13 protein-coding genes are annotated in these 15,335 nt (G+C 67.1%); 12 read left to right on the top strand and 1 reads right to left on the bottom strand.

Annotated features, from left to right (window positions below; all coding sequences use genetic code 11):
- Positions 1-470: 470 nt before the first annotated feature.
- From BLW81_RS24755 to BLW81_RS24715, 10 genes are all read left to right on the top strand, one after another.
- A complete protein-coding gene (locus BLW81_RS24755; RefSeq protein WP_083409482.1) occupies positions 471-1,664 on the top strand; it encodes an MCE family protein in 1,194 nt (397 codons plus the stop codon).
- Positions 1,661-2,686 carry an MCE family protein gene (locus BLW81_RS24750; protein ID WP_083409481.1) on the top strand — a complete coding sequence of 342 codons (1,026 nt, stop codon included), beginning with the start codon at positions 1,661-1,663 and terminating at the stop codon, positions 2,684-2,686. Before BLW81_RS24755 ends, BLW81_RS24750 begins: the two co-directional genes overlap by 4 nt.
- Positions 2,686-3,786 carry an MCE family protein gene (locus BLW81_RS24745; protein WP_083409480.1) on the top strand — a complete coding sequence of 367 codons (1,101 nt, stop codon included), beginning with the start codon at positions 2,686-2,688 and terminating at the stop codon, positions 3,784-3,786. The genes BLW81_RS24750 and BLW81_RS24745 overlap by 1 nt, the downstream gene beginning before the upstream one ends.
- Complete coding sequence (locus BLW81_RS24740; protein ID WP_083410795.1) at positions 3,783-5,096, top strand: MCE family protein; 1,314 nt, start codon at positions 3,783-3,785, stop codon at positions 5,094-5,096. Before BLW81_RS24745 ends, BLW81_RS24740 begins: the two co-directional genes overlap by 4 nt.
- Entirely contained in the window at positions 5,093-6,253 is a 1,161-nt protein-coding gene (locus BLW81_RS24735; protein ID WP_157897828.1) for an MCE family protein, read from the top strand. Before BLW81_RS24740 ends, BLW81_RS24735 begins: the two co-directional genes overlap by 4 nt.
- Positions 6,253-7,725 (top strand): MCE family protein, encoded by a 1,473-nt coding sequence (locus BLW81_RS24730; protein WP_083410794.1) that lies wholly within the window; start codon positions 6,253-6,255, stop codon positions 7,723-7,725. The genes BLW81_RS24735 and BLW81_RS24730 overlap by 1 nt, the downstream gene beginning before the upstream one ends.
- Complete coding sequence (locus BLW81_RS24725; protein WP_235632088.1) at positions 7,722-8,204, top strand: Rv2253/PknI dimerization domain-containing protein; 483 nt, start codon at positions 7,722-7,724, stop codon at positions 8,202-8,204. Before BLW81_RS24730 ends, BLW81_RS24725 begins: the two co-directional genes overlap by 4 nt.
- A gap of 153 nt (positions 8,205-8,357) precedes the next feature.
- Positions 8,358-8,498 carry a hypothetical protein gene (locus tag BLW81_RS29505; RefSeq protein ID WP_157897827.1) on the top strand — a complete coding sequence of 47 codons (141 nt, stop codon included), beginning with the start codon at positions 8,358-8,360 and terminating at the stop codon, positions 8,496-8,498.
- Positions 8,495-9,568, top strand: a complete 1,074-nt coding sequence (locus tag BLW81_RS24720) for an NAD(P)H-dependent amine dehydrogenase family protein (RefSeq protein ID WP_083409477.1) — start codon at positions 8,495-8,497, stop codon at positions 9,566-9,568. Before BLW81_RS29505 ends, BLW81_RS24720 begins: the two co-directional genes overlap by 4 nt.
- Positions 9,569-9,583: 15 nt before the next feature.
- Positions 9,584-10,780 carry a cytochrome P450 gene (locus tag BLW81_RS24715; protein ID WP_083409476.1) on the top strand — a complete coding sequence of 399 codons (1,197 nt, stop codon included), beginning with the start codon at positions 9,584-9,586 and terminating at the stop codon, positions 10,778-10,780.
- An 8-nt stretch (positions 10,781-10,788) separates the two neighbouring features.
- Here BLW81_RS24715 and BLW81_RS24710 read toward each other — a convergent pair whose 3' ends face one another.
- Positions 10,789-12,063, bottom strand: coding sequence for a TetR/AcrR family transcriptional regulator (locus BLW81_RS24710; RefSeq protein WP_083409475.1), 1,275 nt, complete (start codon positions 12,061-12,063; stop codon positions 10,789-10,791).
- Positions 12,064-12,326: 263 nt separating this feature from the next.
- On the opposite strand from BLW81_RS24710, the gene BLW81_RS24705 reads away from it, so the two are divergent.
- Both BLW81_RS24705 and BLW81_RS24700 read left to right on the top strand, forming a co-directional pair.
- Positions 12,327-13,550, top strand: coding sequence for a cytochrome P450 (locus tag BLW81_RS24705; RefSeq protein WP_083409474.1), 1,224 nt, complete (start codon positions 12,327-12,329; stop codon positions 13,548-13,550).
- 113 nt (positions 13,551-13,663) lie between these two features.
- A complete protein-coding gene (locus BLW81_RS24700; RefSeq protein WP_235632087.1) occupies positions 13,664-15,271 on the top strand; it encodes a nitric oxide reductase activation protein NorD in 1,608 nt (535 codons plus the stop codon).
- The last annotated feature ends 64 nt before the right edge of the window (positions 15,272-15,335 follow it).

Genomic DNA, 15,335 nt, shown 5'->3' with positions numbered 1-15,335 from the left:
AGTCTCTATTCTCATAAAAATTGTCATTTAGGCTGCGCGGCCACGGGCCACGCGGCAGGATCACCTTTCGCCGAAGTCGGGACCCTCACTGGGCTCCCCGTTGGTTTGCGGGCCAAATAATTGTTCCGTTGGTCCGGCTGGCCTTCTAACTCGTCTTGTGAACTGCCAGCGCACCACCGGCCGAGACAGATAAGTCTTCAGTGTCTCATTTTTAGCCTTGAACAGCGCAGACTTGTGTGTCAGGCTTATTCAGCAAACGCTTCGGGCCCGGTCCACGGCCTGATCGATGGAGAGGAGCGACGGACTGCCAGTTGCCTGCCAGGCCATACCCGAAGTGATTGACCCAAAGATATGTTCCGGCGTAAAGTCCTGCATCGGTTCCCGACGCGTGCTGGGGGTGAATCGGCCTTGTCATACCGATCGGCGGTGTGCGCAGCTGAACACCTTCGGTGCACCGTGGGGGTCCGTCTGTGACACGGCATCTGCTGCGCCCGCTCGTCGGCTTGTTCGCCATCGTGTCGGTCGTGGCGTTGTTTGTGTTGTCCGCGAACCTGTTCCGCGGCGGCTTCGCGAAAACCGTCCCGGTCACCGTCATCTCGCAGCGCGCGGGGTTGGTGATGAACGCCGACGCGAAGGTCCAGATCCGCGGAGTCCAGGTCGGGCGTGTCTCGGACATCGAGGCGCTGCCCACCGGCGAGGCGGCCATCCACTTGGCCATCGATCCCGCCATGCTCGACGCCGTCCCCGCCAACGCGCTGGTCGACATCGCGTCGCCGACGGTATTCGGTGCCAAACAAGTGCAATTCGTGTTCCCCGACGACCCCGCGACGGAATCGCTGCGTGCCGGCCAGGTGATCGAAGCCCAGCACGTCATGGTCGAGGTGAACACGGTCTTCGAACAATTGACGTCGGTGCTCTCCAGCGTCGAGCCGGCGAAGCTCAACGCCACGCTCGGTGCCATCGCGTCGGCGATGTCGGGGCGCGGTCACAAGTTCGGTCAGATGCTCACCGATCTCGACGCCTACCTGGCGACGTTGGAACCGAGCCTGCCCGCGCTGTCGGCAGATCTGCACGCCGCACCGGACGTGCTGCGGGGATATGCCGATGCGGCAACTGATTTCGTGGCTGTCGCCGACAATGCAGCACGTATCAGCGACACCGTGGTCGATCAGGAGCAGAACCTCGACGCCGCACTGGTCAGTGTCATCGGCCTGGCCGACGTGGGCAACGACGTCATCGGCACGAATCGTCAACCGCTCACTGACGTTCTCCATCTGCTGGTGCCCACCACCGAGTTGACCGACCAGTACAACCAGGCGCTCTGGTGCGCGCTCTCGGGCATGGTGGAACTGTCGCACCGACCGCCGTTGAAGGAACCCGGCGTCACGGTGCTGGCCGGCTTCCTGTGGGCACAGGAGCGGTACCGCTATCCGCTGGATCTGCCGAAAGCCGGTGCGACAGGCGGCCCCCAGTGCACCGGTCTGCCGAAGATGCCCTTCGAAGGCGTCGCGCCCTACGTCGTCGCCGACACCGGCACCAACCCGTGGCGGCGCACCTATCCGGGCATCATCCTCAACGCCGACATCATCAAGCAGATCATGTTCCCCGACACCGAAACTGCCGGGCCGCCCCGCAACACCGCGCAGATCGGACAACCCGGATGAGGCGCTCGCTGCGCCCGACGCTGGTGAAATTCGGTGTCTTCGCCGCGGTGATGACCATGTTGACGGCATCGCTGTTCTTCATCTTCGGGCAGTATCAGACCGGCAGCACGAAGGGCTACTCAGCGGTGTTCGCCGACGTGTCCCGGCTCGAGGCGGGGCAGTCGGTACGGGTGGGCGGTATGCGGGTGGGCACCGTCGACAGCGTCAAACTGCAGCCCGACAAGACCGTGGTCGTGCACTTCGATGCCGATCCCACCGTGCAGATGACGACGGGCACCAGGGCCGCGGTGCGCTATCTCAATCTGGTGGGCGACCGCTACCTGGAACTGATGGAAGGCCCCGGCGGTACGCCGATGCCGGCCGGCGGCCAGATCCCACGCGACCGCACCCAGTCGGCACTCGACCTGGATCTGCTGCTCGGCGGGCTCAAACCCGTTATCCGAGGCCTCAATCCGGAGGACGTCAACGCGCTGTCGGCGTCGCTGATCCAGATCTTCCAAGGGCAAGGGGGAACGCTGCGCTCACTGCTGACGAACACCTCCGGATTCACCTCCGCGCTCGCCGAGCACAACCAGACGATCCAGGCACTGATCGACAATCTGCGCACCCTGCTGGCGACACTCAACCGCGAAGGGGAGAAGTTCTCCGGCACCATCGACAAGCTCGAGACGCTCGTCACCGAGCTTGCGGCCGAACGGGATCCGATCGGCACGGCGATCGACGCGCTCAACGACGGCACCGCCTCGGTCGCCGACCTGCTCAGCGACGCGCGCTCACCGCTGGCGGACACCGTGGACGAGCTGAACCGGCTGGCGCCCAACCTCGACCTGCAGAAGGACCGGATCGACACCGGCCTGCAGAAGGCGCCGGAGAACTACCGCAAGTTGATCCGCACCGGAGCCTACGGCAGCTTCTTCAACTACTACATCTGCGAACTCAAGTGGCGGGTCACCGACCTTCAGGGCCGCACCGCGGTCTTCCCCTGGGTCCGGCAAGAGAACGGCAGGTGCAGCGAGCCCTGATGCTGAAATACCGTGGCAGACACCTCATCCGGGCCGGGATCATCGGCGTGGTGCTGGTCGTGCTGGTGATCGCCGTCGGGCTCGCCCCCGAACGTCTGATCTCCTGGGCGACGGCGGTGCGGTACCAGGCGCAGTTCGCCGACGCCGGGGGACTCGCGCCCGGCAACGACGTGACGATCTCCGGCATCAAGGTCGGCAGCGTGTCCGCCGTCGCGTTGGAAGGCCGCAATGCCGTGGTGACGCTGACCGTCGACGGAACGGTCACGCTCGGCTCGGACACCACCGCCCACGTGCGGACCGGCACCCTTCTCGGGGAGCGCGTCGTGACCCTGGAGTCCAAGGGCGAGGGTGCGCTCCGGCCCATGGATGTGATCCCGGTGTCGCGCACGGCGTCTCCGTACTCGTTGACCGAGGCGGTCAGTGACCTCACGACCAACACCGCGGGCACCGACACCGCCTCGCTGAACCAATCCCTGGACACCCTGTCGGCCACCCTCGACGAGGTGGCCCCGCAGCTCGGCCCCACCTTCGACGGGCTGACGAACCTGTCCCGCGCGATCAACGACCGCGACGACACCCTGGGCGACCTGCTCGCCGGCGGCGCCGATGTCACCCGCATCCTGTCCGACCGCAGCGAGCAGGTGAACACTCTGCTCCTCAACGCCAACGACCTCGTCTCGGTGTTGAACGCCCGGCGCTACGCCATCGTCGAGATGCTGGCCCACACCTCGGCGCTGTCACAGCAATTGAAGGGTCTGATCGCAGACAACGAACGGGAACTGGCTCCCACGCTGGACAAACTCAACGCGGTCACCGCCGTGCTGGAGAAGAACCGCGACAACATCGCCAAGGCCCTTCCCGGGCTCGCGAAGTTTCAGATCACGCTCGGCGAGACGATCGGCAACGGCCCGTATTACCAGGCCTACATCCCGAACATCGCATTCGGACAGTTGCTGCAGCCGTGGCTGGATTACGCGTTCGGGTTCCGCCGCGGGGTCAACGCCGGACAGCCGCCCGACAATGCCGGGCCACGCGCCGAACTCCCGTTCCCGTACAACGGGATCCCGATGCCGCACGAACAGTGGGGGCCGCCGCGATGAGCACGATCGGAAAGCGGGTTCTCGCCGTCGCATTGGTCGCCATCCTGCTCGGCGGTGCCGTGGTGCTCGTCCGGCAGACGGTGCTGCGGCCGACCGTGATCACCGCGCAGTTCGCCACCGCCACCGCGATATATCCCGGGGACGAGGTGCGCATCGCCGGGGTCAAGGTCGGCACCATCGAGTCGATCCGTCCGGTCGGTACACAGGCGGAAATGAGGTTGGCCGTCCAGCGCGGCATCCGCGTGCCCGCCGACGCCAAGGCGGTGATCGTCGCGCAGAACCTGGTGTCCGCCCGGTATGTGCAACTCACTCCCGCGTACGAGTCGGGTCCGGTGATGGCCGACGGGGCGGTGATCCCGCTGGACCGCACCGCGATCCCGGTCGAGTGGAACGAGGTCAAGGAACAGTTGATGCGCCTGGCGACCGACCTCGGGCCGGCCGGCGGGATGTCCACCGGATCGGTCGGCCGATTCATCGACAGCGCGGCGACCGCGTTGGACGGGAACGGTGGCAAGCTGCGCGAAACGATGGCGCAATTGTCCGGCGTCGGCAGGATTCTCGCCGACGGCAGCGGCAACATCGTCGATACGATCGCCCACCTGCAGACCTTCGTCACCGCCCTGCGGGACAGCAACACGCAGATCGTCCAGTTCCAGGACCGGTTTGCGACCCTGACCAGCGTGGTCGACGACAGCCGATCCGACCTCGACGCCGCGCTGACGAACCTGTCCGAGGTCGTCGGCGAGACCACCCGGTTCATCCGCGGCACCCGCGACAAGACCGCCGAACAGATCCAGCGGCTGACCAATGTCACGCAGACCCTCGCCGAGAACCGCATGGCGCTGGAGAACGTGCTGCACATCGCGCCGCACTCGATTGCCAACGCGGTCAACATGTTCGACCCCCGCACCGGTGCCGCCAGTGGCGTGTTCGTGCTCAACAACATGTCGAATCCGGTGTGGTTCATCTGCGGCATGATCGGGGCCCTGGAGAACGTCACCGCCCCGACCACCGGCAAGTTGTGCGCGCAGTACCTCGGCCCGGGCCTGCGCACGGCGAACTTCAACAATCTGCCGTTCCCGTTCAGCCTGTTCCTGTCGTCGAACCCGCCGTCGTACATGCTGCGCTACACCGAACCGGAACTGATGCCGGGAGCGGTCGGGCCCACGCGGGAACCGGAGCCGCCCCCCGCGGTTTCGGCCTACACCGGTGCGGGTGACGTGCCGCCGCCGCCGGGGTGGGCGCCGCCGACGCTGCCCGGGATGCTGTTGCCCGCCGAACAACCGCATGGTGAAGGGACACCATCATGATCGGCAGACGGATGGCGGCGATGAGCCTCAGTGCGGTGCTGACGGTCACCGGGTGTTCGCTTCAGGGTGTGAACTCGCTGCCGCTGCCCGGAGCGGTCGGGCGCGGCTCCGACGCGGCCGTCTACCACCTCGAACTCGCAAACATCGGCACACTCGAGTCGAACTCGCCGGTGATGATCGACGACGTCGTGGTCGGCAGTGTCGGTGCGATGACGTTGCACGGCTGGCACATCGACCTCGAGGTATCGGTCGAACCGGACGTCGCGGTGCCCGCCAACGCCGTCGCGACCGTCGGTCAGACCAGCCTGTTGGGATCCATGCACGTCGCGCTGGACCCACCGCCGGGGGAGGCGCCGCGCGGGCGGTTGCGCCCGGGCGCGACGGTCGGGCTGGAGGGGACCTCGACCTATCCGTCGACCGAACAGACGCTGGCCTCACTGGCGGCCGTCGTCAACGGCGGGGGGCTGGGCCAGATCGGCGACATCATCGCCAATTTCAACGCCGCGCTGTCGGGGCGGCAGGGCAACGTCCGCGACCTGATCACACGCCTCGACACCTTTGTGGGAACCTTGTATCAACAGCGCGACAACATCATCGCCACCATCGGCGAACTCAACCGGTTCGCACAGCGATTGGGTGACGAGCAACAGGTGCTGACCCGGGCGTTGCGCAAGATACCGCCGGCGCTCGACGTGCTGGTCAGGGAGCGGCCCAGGTTCAGCACCGCGCTGCAGCGGCTGGGGGAGTTCAGCGGAACGCTGACCGGCCTCATCAACGACACCCAGGCCGATCTGGTGACCAACCTGCAGAACCTGGCGCCGACGCTGCGTGCGTTGGGCGACGTCGGACCCGAGATCGACACCGCACTGGCCTGGTTGCCGACCTTCCCGATGTCGCAGAACCTGATCGACCGGGGCATCCGCGGCGACTACATGAATCTGTGGGTGACGGTCGACCTGACCAATGCCCGGATCAAACGGGGACTGCTGCTGGGCACGGCGCTCGGCCAGGACCGGGCGTCGCTGGTACCCGCGCCGGGCGACCCGGGATACGACGCGTACTACACGAAATTTCCGCTGGGCGTGGGTACCTCGCCTCCGTTCGGGCCGATTCCCAACGCGGCGCCCGCGCCGTGGGAGCCGGGGGGTGGGGGCTGATGTTGCCAAGGCTGATCCGGATCCAGTTGGTGATCTTCACGATCGCGTCGATCGTCGGTGTGCTGGCGATGGTGTTCGCCTATATGCAGGTGCCCACACTGCTGGGCGTCGGAAAGATCACCGTGACCCTCGAGCTGCCCGCCTCCGGCGGCCTCTACCGGTTCGCGAACGTCACCTACCGCGGTGTGCAGGTCGGCAAGGTGACCGGCATGGACGTGTCACGCACGAAGGCCACCGCGACGCTGCGGCTCGACACCTCACCGAAGATCCCCGCCGACCTGGTTGCGGAGGTGCGTAGCGTCTCGGCGGTCGGCGAACAATACGTCGAACTGCTCCCGCGCACCGACCAGCCGCCTTACCTTCAGGACGGGTCGGTGATCCCGATGGCCGACACCACGATCCCGCAACCGGTCAGCCCGATGCTCGAACAGATGAACACACTGATCGGGAGCATCCCCACGGGTCAGCTGAACGCGCTGATCGACGACTCGTACACGGCGTTCGGCGGCGCCGGTTATGACATGGGATCCCTGATTGACTCGTCGTCAACGCTTTTGGGCGACCTCAACCGTGATGCCGCCCGCTCCGCCACGCTGGCCGAGGACTCCGTGCCCCTTCTCGATGCGCAGGCGCAGACCACCGATGCTCTGCGCCAGTGGGCGCGCAGCCTCACCGGTATCACCGGACAGGTGGTGGCCGACGACCCGCAGATCCGCACTCTGCTGACCCAGGGGCCGCCGGCCGCTGACGAGGCTGCTGCGCTGTTCGAGCAGGTCAAACCGACGCTGCCGGTGCTGCTGGCGAACATGACCACCTTCGGTCAAGTGGCGGTGACCTACCGGCCGTCGCTCGAACAGGTGCTCGTGCTGCTGCCGTCGTTTGTGGCCAACGTGCAGTCCAACGCGCCTGAGAACAATCCGACCGGAATTCCGCTCGGCGACTTCAGAGTTCAGATGACCGATCCGAACCCGTGCACGGTCGGCTTCCTCCCGCCCTCGGCGTGGCGCAGTCCCGCAGACCTCACCACCATCGACACCCCGGACGGCGTCTACTGCAAACTTCCGCAGGACTCACCGATCGTGGTGCGCGGCGCGCGCAACGCGCCGTGCATGGGGGTTCCCGGCAAGCGCGCCCCGACCGTCGAACAGTGCTACAGCGATCAGCCCTATAAGCCTCTGGCGATGCGTCAGCATTCGTTGGGCGCGTACCCGATCGACCCCAACCTGATCGCACAGGGCGTGCCGCCGGACGGCCGAGTCACCGCCGACGAGAACCTGTTCGCACCCGTGGAGGGAACCGCGCTTCCTCCGCCGGCGGAGGGGGCAGCACCCGATCCGTCGGTTGCCATCGCGCACTACGACCCGCAGAGCGGCCAGTACGCGACGCCGGACGGGAACGTCGGCAGACAAACCGACCTCGTCGAGCCGCCGCGGACATGGCAGGATCTCTTATTCCCCGGAGGCGCACCGTGATCCGCGCGCTGGCGACGGCCGCGGTGGCGCTGGTATGCGCGGTCGGCGTCGCGACGCCCGCGCGGGCGCAGGACGAGGTGGCGATCAACGGCACGTTCACGGTGTTCTCGGACGGTCGGTTCGCCGAGACCAACGACTCGCGCCACGACGAGTACAGCGTCACCCAGACGTGGACGGTCACCTCGACGTGCACCACGTATCAGGACTGCGCCGGACGCGTGGTCAGCGACCAGGGCTGGAGCGGCGACCTCGTCTACATGAGCGGTCGCTGGAAGGTCACCCGCACCGTCCCGGACTGGGAGCCCTGTATCGACGGCACCGCCCACCCGGGCAAGCAGTCGTTCATGTTCTGGGCCGTCTACCCACCCGAACCAGGCCGCTACGTCGGATGGGACAAGACCGAAGGCCCGAGTGGCGCATGCGGATTCAACAAGGTGCTCGACGTCGAGATGCCGCTGACGGTGACCCGGATCAACTGAAGGCGTCGTATGGATGTCAGCCCCCTCAAAACCTAACGTTTGCTCCGTAGGCTGAAACCGCGACAGGAACCGGCACGTGCTGAACAAAATTTAGGTTAAGGTCGTCGGTGTGACGACCCTTGGCGGCGCGCTGATGTTCGCGCTGCGGTCGACATGCGCGCACCCCGGCAGCTCGCCATCGTCGCCGCGGGCGCGTCTGCTGCGCCTTCGGCGTCGGACATCGCCTGGCCCTACCTCGAACGCGCGGCCATGGCGGTCGAGCGAGCACACGACACAACTCAGGAGGCGATGTGACATCACCACTGCGAACAGTGGTTTGGTCGACGGGGGGCGTCGGATCGATCGCCATCGACGCGATCCGGCGTAGGCCCGACATGGTACTCGTCGGCGTCTGGGTGCACTCCGAGGAGAAGGTCGGCAAGGACGCCGGGGAACTGGCCGGCGGGGACCGGCTCGGGATCGCCGCCACCAATGACGCCGATGCGCTGATCGCACTGCAACCCGACTGCGTCGTGTATGCGGCGAGCGGCCCGGAACGCGATGCGGGTGCTGTGCCGGATTATCTCCGCCTGCTCGAAGCGGGCATCAACGTCGTTTCCACCACGTCGACCTCCTTGGTCTACCCGCCGGCGTACTACTCGCCTGACTGGCGCGACCAGATGGCACAGGCGGCCAAGTCGGGCGACGCGTCGTTCTACGCGTCGGGCATCTTCCCCGGGTTCGGCTCCGACCAACTCGCGCTCCTGCTCGCGACGCAATCGAAGAAGATCGACTGCATCAAGGTCACCGAAGTTGCGCTCAATGACCACTACCCGGTCGCCGACGTGATGATGAACGGGATGGGTTTCGGTCACCCGCTCGACTTCGAACCGCTGCTGAAGACGCCTGGCTTCATCGAAATGGCCTGGAAGGCACCGATTCACCTGATGGCGGCGGGCCTGGGAGTCGAGGTGTCCGAGGTCCGCGGTTCGCTCGACCGGCGCCTCACCGATCGCGACATCGAGGTCGCATTCGGCACCATCAAGGCAGGCACCTGCGGGGCGGTGTGCACCCGGGCCGCCGGCGTGGTCAACGGGCGCGAGGCCATCGTGATCGAACACATCATCCGGATGGCGCGCGACGTGGCACCCGACTGGCTGGCGTCGGAGTTCGACGCGACCTACCGCGTCGACATCGAGGGCGATCCCGACATCCACTGCGCGATGAACCTCGGTGAGGCCGAAGGCCACGGCGCCGGGCACGCGGCGATGGCGGCGACCGCGATGCGCGTGGTCAACGCCATCCCGTACGTCGTCGAGGCCCCGGCCGGTCTGCTGAGCTCGCTGGACATGCCGAACACGCTGCCGCGGTACGCCTTCGACTGATGAAAGGGGAGCAGCGTGGCGAGCACGAAGACCGTTGACCTGTACTATGACCCGTTCGACTTCGCGATCGACGACGACCCGTACCCGGTCTGGAAGCGGATGCGCGACGAAGCGCCGCTCTACTACAACGAGAAATACGACTTCTACGCGCTGAGCCGCTACGAGGATGTCGCGCGCGAACTGCCCAACTGGCACACCTACCGATCGGGCCGCGGCACCACGATGGACGTCATCAAGAGCGGTATCGAGGTACCCCCGGGGGTCATCCTGTTCGAGGATCCGCCGCTGCACGAACTGCACCGGCGACTGTTGTCGAAGGTGTTCACCCCGCGGCGGATGGCCGCGATCGAACCACTGACACGGCAGTTCTGTGCGCGAGTGCTCGACCCGCTCGCGAGCGCCGACAGCTTCGACCTCATCGGGGATCTCGGTGCCCAGATCCCCATGCGCACCATCGGTTATCTGCTCGGCATACCCGAGACGGACCAGGCCCAGATCCGCGACACGACCGGCGGGGCGATCGGGCTCGTAGAAGGCACGTTCAAGGCGGTCACCGCCGAGACGTTCGAGAACAGTTATCAGTTGTTCGCCGACTACATCGAGTGGCGCGCGGACCACCCCTCCGACGACCTGATGACCCAACTGCTCAACGCGCGGATCGAGGAGAACGGTACGACACGTCCGCTGACCCGGACCGAGGTGCTCACCTACACCAGCATGATCGCCGGAGCGGGCAACGAGACCACCACGCGGCTGATCGGGTTCATCGGGCAAGTGCTGGCCGAACATCCCGACCAGCGCAATGAACTGGTCGCCGACTTCTCGCTGATCCCAGGCGCGATCGAGGAGGTGCTCAGGTACCAGGCGCCGTCGCCGGTGCAGGCACGCTACGTCGCACACGACTCCGATTGTCGCGGCCGGACCATCCCGGAAGGCTCGACCATGTTGCTGCTCAACGGATCCGCCAACCGCGACGAGCGGCACTACCCCGACGGTGAGCGGTTCGACATCCACCGCAACGCCGCGCATCTGTCTTTCGGCCAGGGCGTGCACTTCTGCCTGGGCTCGGCGCTGGCGCGGATGCAGGCCCGGGTTGCGCTGGAGGAGATCCTCAGCCGTTGGCCCGAATGGGACGTCGACTACGACGGTGCGGCGATGGCGCACACCGCCAGTGTGCGCGGCTGGGGAAAGTTACCGATCAGGGTCGGCTAGCACGGCGCTCACTGCTCGCGGTTAATCACGCCGCGCAGCATCGTGTCCCGTACGTGCAGCAGCGACGGCCGGATGCCGATGTCATGCAGGATGTTCTCCGGTATCCACGACACCCCGAGCACGCAGCGTGCGAGGACCTCGTTCGACGGGCTGTCGATGGCGATCTCCCCGGCCCGGATGCCCTCCACGAGAACAGACTTCATCTGGCGCAGCCGCTTGGTGAACAGCCAAGCGATGTTCGGGGTGTCGGGCGGGGACTGCCGCATCCAGGCCAGCTGGATGCGGAACTCGTCGCCGAACTGGGCGAGCGCGTTGGTGTGCACCCAGCTCAGCGCATCGAGCTTCTCCACGGGCGTCGAATCCGAACGCAACACGGTGGTCCACCCGATGCCGGCGATCTTCTCGCTGAACGACTGCATGATCGAGGCGAGCAGTTCTTCCTTCGAACCGATCAGCCGGTACACCGTCCCGGTGCCCAGGCCCGACGCCGACGCGATGTCTCGGATCGTGGTGACCTCATAGCCCTTGCGGCCGAATTCGGCGCGGGCCACGGCGCGCACGTGGGCACCCTTGTCGTCGGGCGCAGACTCGGCCTCCTCGCTCCACGACCGCACCACCTCGTCGGCCGCGAGGAACGCCGCCGAGCGGTCGAGCGCGGCGTCGGTCGGGGGAACGGTGGCCAGGCCCTCGAGCAGGATTCTGCACATCAGCGTGGCCACCTTGTCGGCGCCCGCGGTGTGCCGGATGACGTCGAGCCCGACCTGGCGCATCGCCTGCACGATGCGGTCCGCCAGAACCGGAAGGTCCACGTCCGCACGCAGGTAACCGCTCCAGCGCGCCGCCCGCAGCGTCTGCACCATCGCTTCCAGGACCGACGACGGCCGCTTCTGGGCCAGCGCAGCCAGCTCCGGGTTCGAGGTGGGCGCCTCGTAGAACGTCATCTGCAGCGCCGCGCGATGGGTGACCGCGCACTGCGCGATTTCCGAGCCCAGGTCGACGATGCGGTCGAATGCCGACCCCGGGCTCGCGTCGTCGAGCCGGTCCATCGCCTGCTCGGCGATGCGGTCGAGGTCGTCGTGATAACGCCGGAGCAGCTCGACGAGGATGGCTTCCTTGGATTCGAAGTGGTGATACAGGCTGCCGGGCAGGATGCCTGCGGCATCCGCGATCTCCTGCAGCGAGGTGCGCAACCCCGACGTCGCGATGAGCAGCGCGGCCGTCTGTAAGATCTCGGTGCGACGCGTGCCGTCGTCCGAGGACCGATCGGACCGCTTAGGGGTCATCCGAGGGCGCCCCACGACACCTCCACCGCTCACACGTCCTGTATGGGTTCGCCGGACTGACCCAACGTTTGTTCAAAGGTATCAGAAGCGCGTGTTTTCGCCGCTGCTCCTGGTTCGCGGGCACGATCATTGACGCTCAGGCGCGCCGTCGCTAGGGTCTGAACAAAAGTTAGGTCGGCTGGAGTTCGCCTGTCCCGCGGGAGATGCATGCATTGCAAACGTCGTCGGTGCGAGGCCGCATCGGGCCGCCGAGGAACGAGCCGATGACCGAAGATCTCTCGCAGGGCGTCAAGGACGCACAGGCCAGATTCGACGCGGGGATGGGCGCGGACGGCGACGCCAGTCCATACCCGATGCTCAACCGGCTGCGGCGCGAGGCGCCCGTGCATCCGGGGTGGCCGGAGATGGGCATCGTCGGGAATCCCGCTGCGGGCCAGCAGATCTTCACGGCGTATTCGTTCGATGCCGTGAAGGCGGTGTTCACCGACAACGCCACCTTCAGCACGCGGTGCTACGAGGCCATCGTGCGACCGTTGCAGGGCCCGACCATCCTTGAGATGCAAGCACCGGAACACCACGTGTACCGGCGCCTACACGAATTCGCGTTCGCCCGTGCGTCGATGCGCCGGTGGGAGGCAGAGCTGGTTCGCCCGCTGGTGGAACGGACCGTCGACCGTGTCCGCGACCTCAAGCGCGCCGACCTCGTCGAGAGCGTGTTCATGCCGATCCCGGTGCGGGTGATCGCTGCGCTGCTCGGTCTGCCCGAGGCCGATGTGCCGGAATTTCACCGGCTGGCGATCGACCTGCTCGGTTTCCACTCCGACATGGACAGCGCGCTGCGCGCGTCGGCCGAACTCAAGGAGTACTTCGTCGGGATCCTCGCCGAGCGCAGGCGCAGCCCGCGCGACGACATGGTCAGTGTTTTGGCCGCAGCCGACATCGACGGCGTCAAGATGTCCGATGAGCAGATCTACGGGTTCATGCGCAACCTGCTGCCCGCCGGCGCGGAGACCACCTCGCGATCCACCGCCAGCCTGGCGCTGGGTCTGCTGACCCATCCGGACCAGCTGGCCGCCGTCATCGCCGACCGCAGCTTGCTGCCACAGGCGATCGAGGAGGGGATCCGCTGGGAGACACCGCTGTTGAACTTCATGCGCGAGACCACCCGTGACGTCGAGTTCTACGGGCACGCGATCCCGGCGGGTTCGACGATGTCGGTGAACCTCGGCAGCGCCAACCATGACGAGTCACGCTGGGACCGCCCCGACGAGTTCGACATCATCCGGGAACGCAAGCCCCACATCGGCTTCGGGCACGGCGCACACGTGTGCCTGGGTATGCATCTCGCGCGGCTGGAGAGCACGCAGATCTTCAATACGTTGTTCGACCGGTTGCCGGGCCTGCGGTTGGACCCTGACGCGCCCGCACCCTACGTCGCAGGAACGTTCTTCCGGTCCCCGCAGCACCTGGCGGTGGTGTGGGACTGAGGGCAGTCAGCGACCCTGGGAAACAGATGTTTGGTCGACGGGTGAGGTGAGTTCTGGAGTCCACCGGTGAGGGCCGTCGCGAGGCACACCCGCTGGCGCTGCTGGCATCGGCGTTGGCCGGCCGCACGGTCGCGGTGGCGCCGGGGGAGGCGGGGTCCCCGGCGTGGACCGACGGCGTCACGGTGTTCATCGACGACGCCGCGAGTCCCGCCGCGCAAGTCGAATCGGTGGCGGTGCAGGCGTCGATGTTGGCGGCGGGCGGTCTCGAGCCCGCTCAGATCCGCAGGGTGCGGCGCCGCCCCGCGCTGGCCCGTAGATACCTCGCCGTCGAGGGGCATCGCGCGCTGGCGGTCAACGAGGACCTGCTGCCGTTGCGCGTGCGCTCACTCATCGACCTCGACATCGCCGCACGGGTCGACTCACCCGCCGACTCCCTCGCACTGGCCGCCAGGGACCGGCCCGCCGACCCGCCTGCCAGCTTCGGCGTCATCAGGGCGCGCCAGCTCCTCGCCGCACATGCCGCGGCAGCGCACCGGGACACCCACGTGCCCCGCAACGGCAGCACCGGGGAACTGGAAGAACTCGACGATGACGCCGACGAGGGCGCCGATGTCGTCGACCTGTTCTCGAGCCCGGTCGGCGGTGGAGGTGCACTCGGAAAACTGTTGCAGCGCATGCTCAGTGCGGTACGCCAGCTGCGGGAGGGCGGCACACCGGGCGCGGACAGCCCGACGCACCGGTCCGGCCGGGGAACCGCGGGGGCGGGCGCGGTGACCTCGGTGGCGGCCGGCGCCGGTGAGGTGCACGACGACCCCGACGGCTCGGGAGGGCGCAGATATCCGGAGTGGGACGTCCACCGCAGGCGCTACCGACCCGATTGGTGCACGGTGCACGAGATCGAACCGGAGCTCGGCGCGCACCCGATGGACCGGCCCGACATCCACGCGCTGCGTCGCCCGCTCACGCGCCTGGGTATCGGCTTGGACCGGTGCCACCGCCAGTCGCAGGGTGACGACATCGACGTCGACGCCGCGGTCGAGGCCCGCGTCGAGCTGCTGGCGGGATCGGCACCCGACGAGTCGGTCTATCTGGACAACCTGCGCCGGCGCCGCGATCTTTCGGTGCTCGTGCTGCTCGATGTGTCGGGATCGGCCGCAGAGGCAGGCAGTCTCGGGCAGAACATCCACGAGCAGCAGCGCGCAACGGCCGCCGCGTTGACGATCGCGCTGCACGAACTCGGGGACCGGGTGGCGCTGTACGCGTTCCGGTCACAAGGGCGCGCGACGGTGAATCTCATCCCGGTCAAGCGGTTCGACGACGGGATGGATGCGGTGATCATGCGGCGACTCGGCGGGCTGGTTCCCGGCGCCTACTCGCGGCTCGGCGCGGCGATCCGGCATGGCGCCGCAGTGATCGATGAGAAGGGGGGCACCACGCGGCGGCTGTTGGTGGTGCTGTCCGACGGCCTCGCCTACGACCACGGCTACGAACGCGCCTACGGTGCCGCCGATGCGCGGCGCGCGCTGGCCGAGGCGCGCAGGCAGGGGATCGGCTGTCTGTGTCTGACGATCGGCGCGGCGACCGACGCCGGGGAGCTGGCCAAGGTCTTCGGCAGTACCGCGCATGCATCGATCCCCAAACCGACCCAGCTCGCCGATGTCGTGGGGCCGCTGTTCCGCGCGGCGCTGCGCGGGGCCGATCTGCGACGGAGGGTGTCTTGACGACCGATGTCCTTGAACCAAATATCTGTTCCGCGTACGCTGCAGCGAAAGCGTTTCGCACAGA

It is taken from the genome of Mycolicibacterium rutilum, assembly GCF_900108565.1.
GTDB lineage: Bacteria > Actinomycetota > Actinomycetes > Mycobacteriales > Mycobacteriaceae > Mycobacterium > Mycobacterium rutilum.
This window is presented reverse-complemented; position numbering and strand designations above follow the sequence as displayed.

Excerpts from the sequence above, each read along its gene's own strand:
- BLW81_RS24750 (WP_083409481.1), top strand. The coding sequence starts at position 1,661 with ATGAGGCGCTCGCTGCGCCCGACGCTGGTGAAATTCGGTGTCTTCGCC.
- BLW81_RS24745 (WP_083409480.1), top strand. The coding sequence starts at position 2,686 with ATGCTGAAATACCGTGGCAGACACCTCATCCGGGCCGGGATCATCGGC.
- BLW81_RS24740 (WP_083410795.1), top strand. The coding sequence starts at position 3,783 with ATGAGCACGATCGGAAAGCGGGTTCTCGCCGTCGCATTGGTCGCCATC.
- BLW81_RS24735 (WP_157897828.1), top strand. The coding sequence starts at position 5,093 with ATGATCGGCAGACGGATGGCGGCGATGAGCCTCAGTGCGGTGCTGACG.
- BLW81_RS24730 (WP_083410794.1), top strand. The coding sequence starts at position 6,253 with ATGTTGCCAAGGCTGATCCGGATCCAGTTGGTGATCTTCACGATCGCG.
- BLW81_RS29505 (WP_157897827.1), top strand. The coding sequence starts at position 8,358 with ATGCGCGCACCCCGGCAGCTCGCCATCGTCGCCGCGGGCGCGTCTGCT.
- BLW81_RS24710 (WP_083409475.1), bottom strand. The coding sequence starts at position 12,063 with ATGACCCCTAAGCGGTCCGATCGGTCCTCGGACGACGGCACGCGTCGC.
- BLW81_RS24705 (WP_083409474.1), top strand. The coding sequence starts at position 12,327 with ATGACCGAAGATCTCTCGCAGGGCGTCAAGGACGCACAGGCCAGATTC.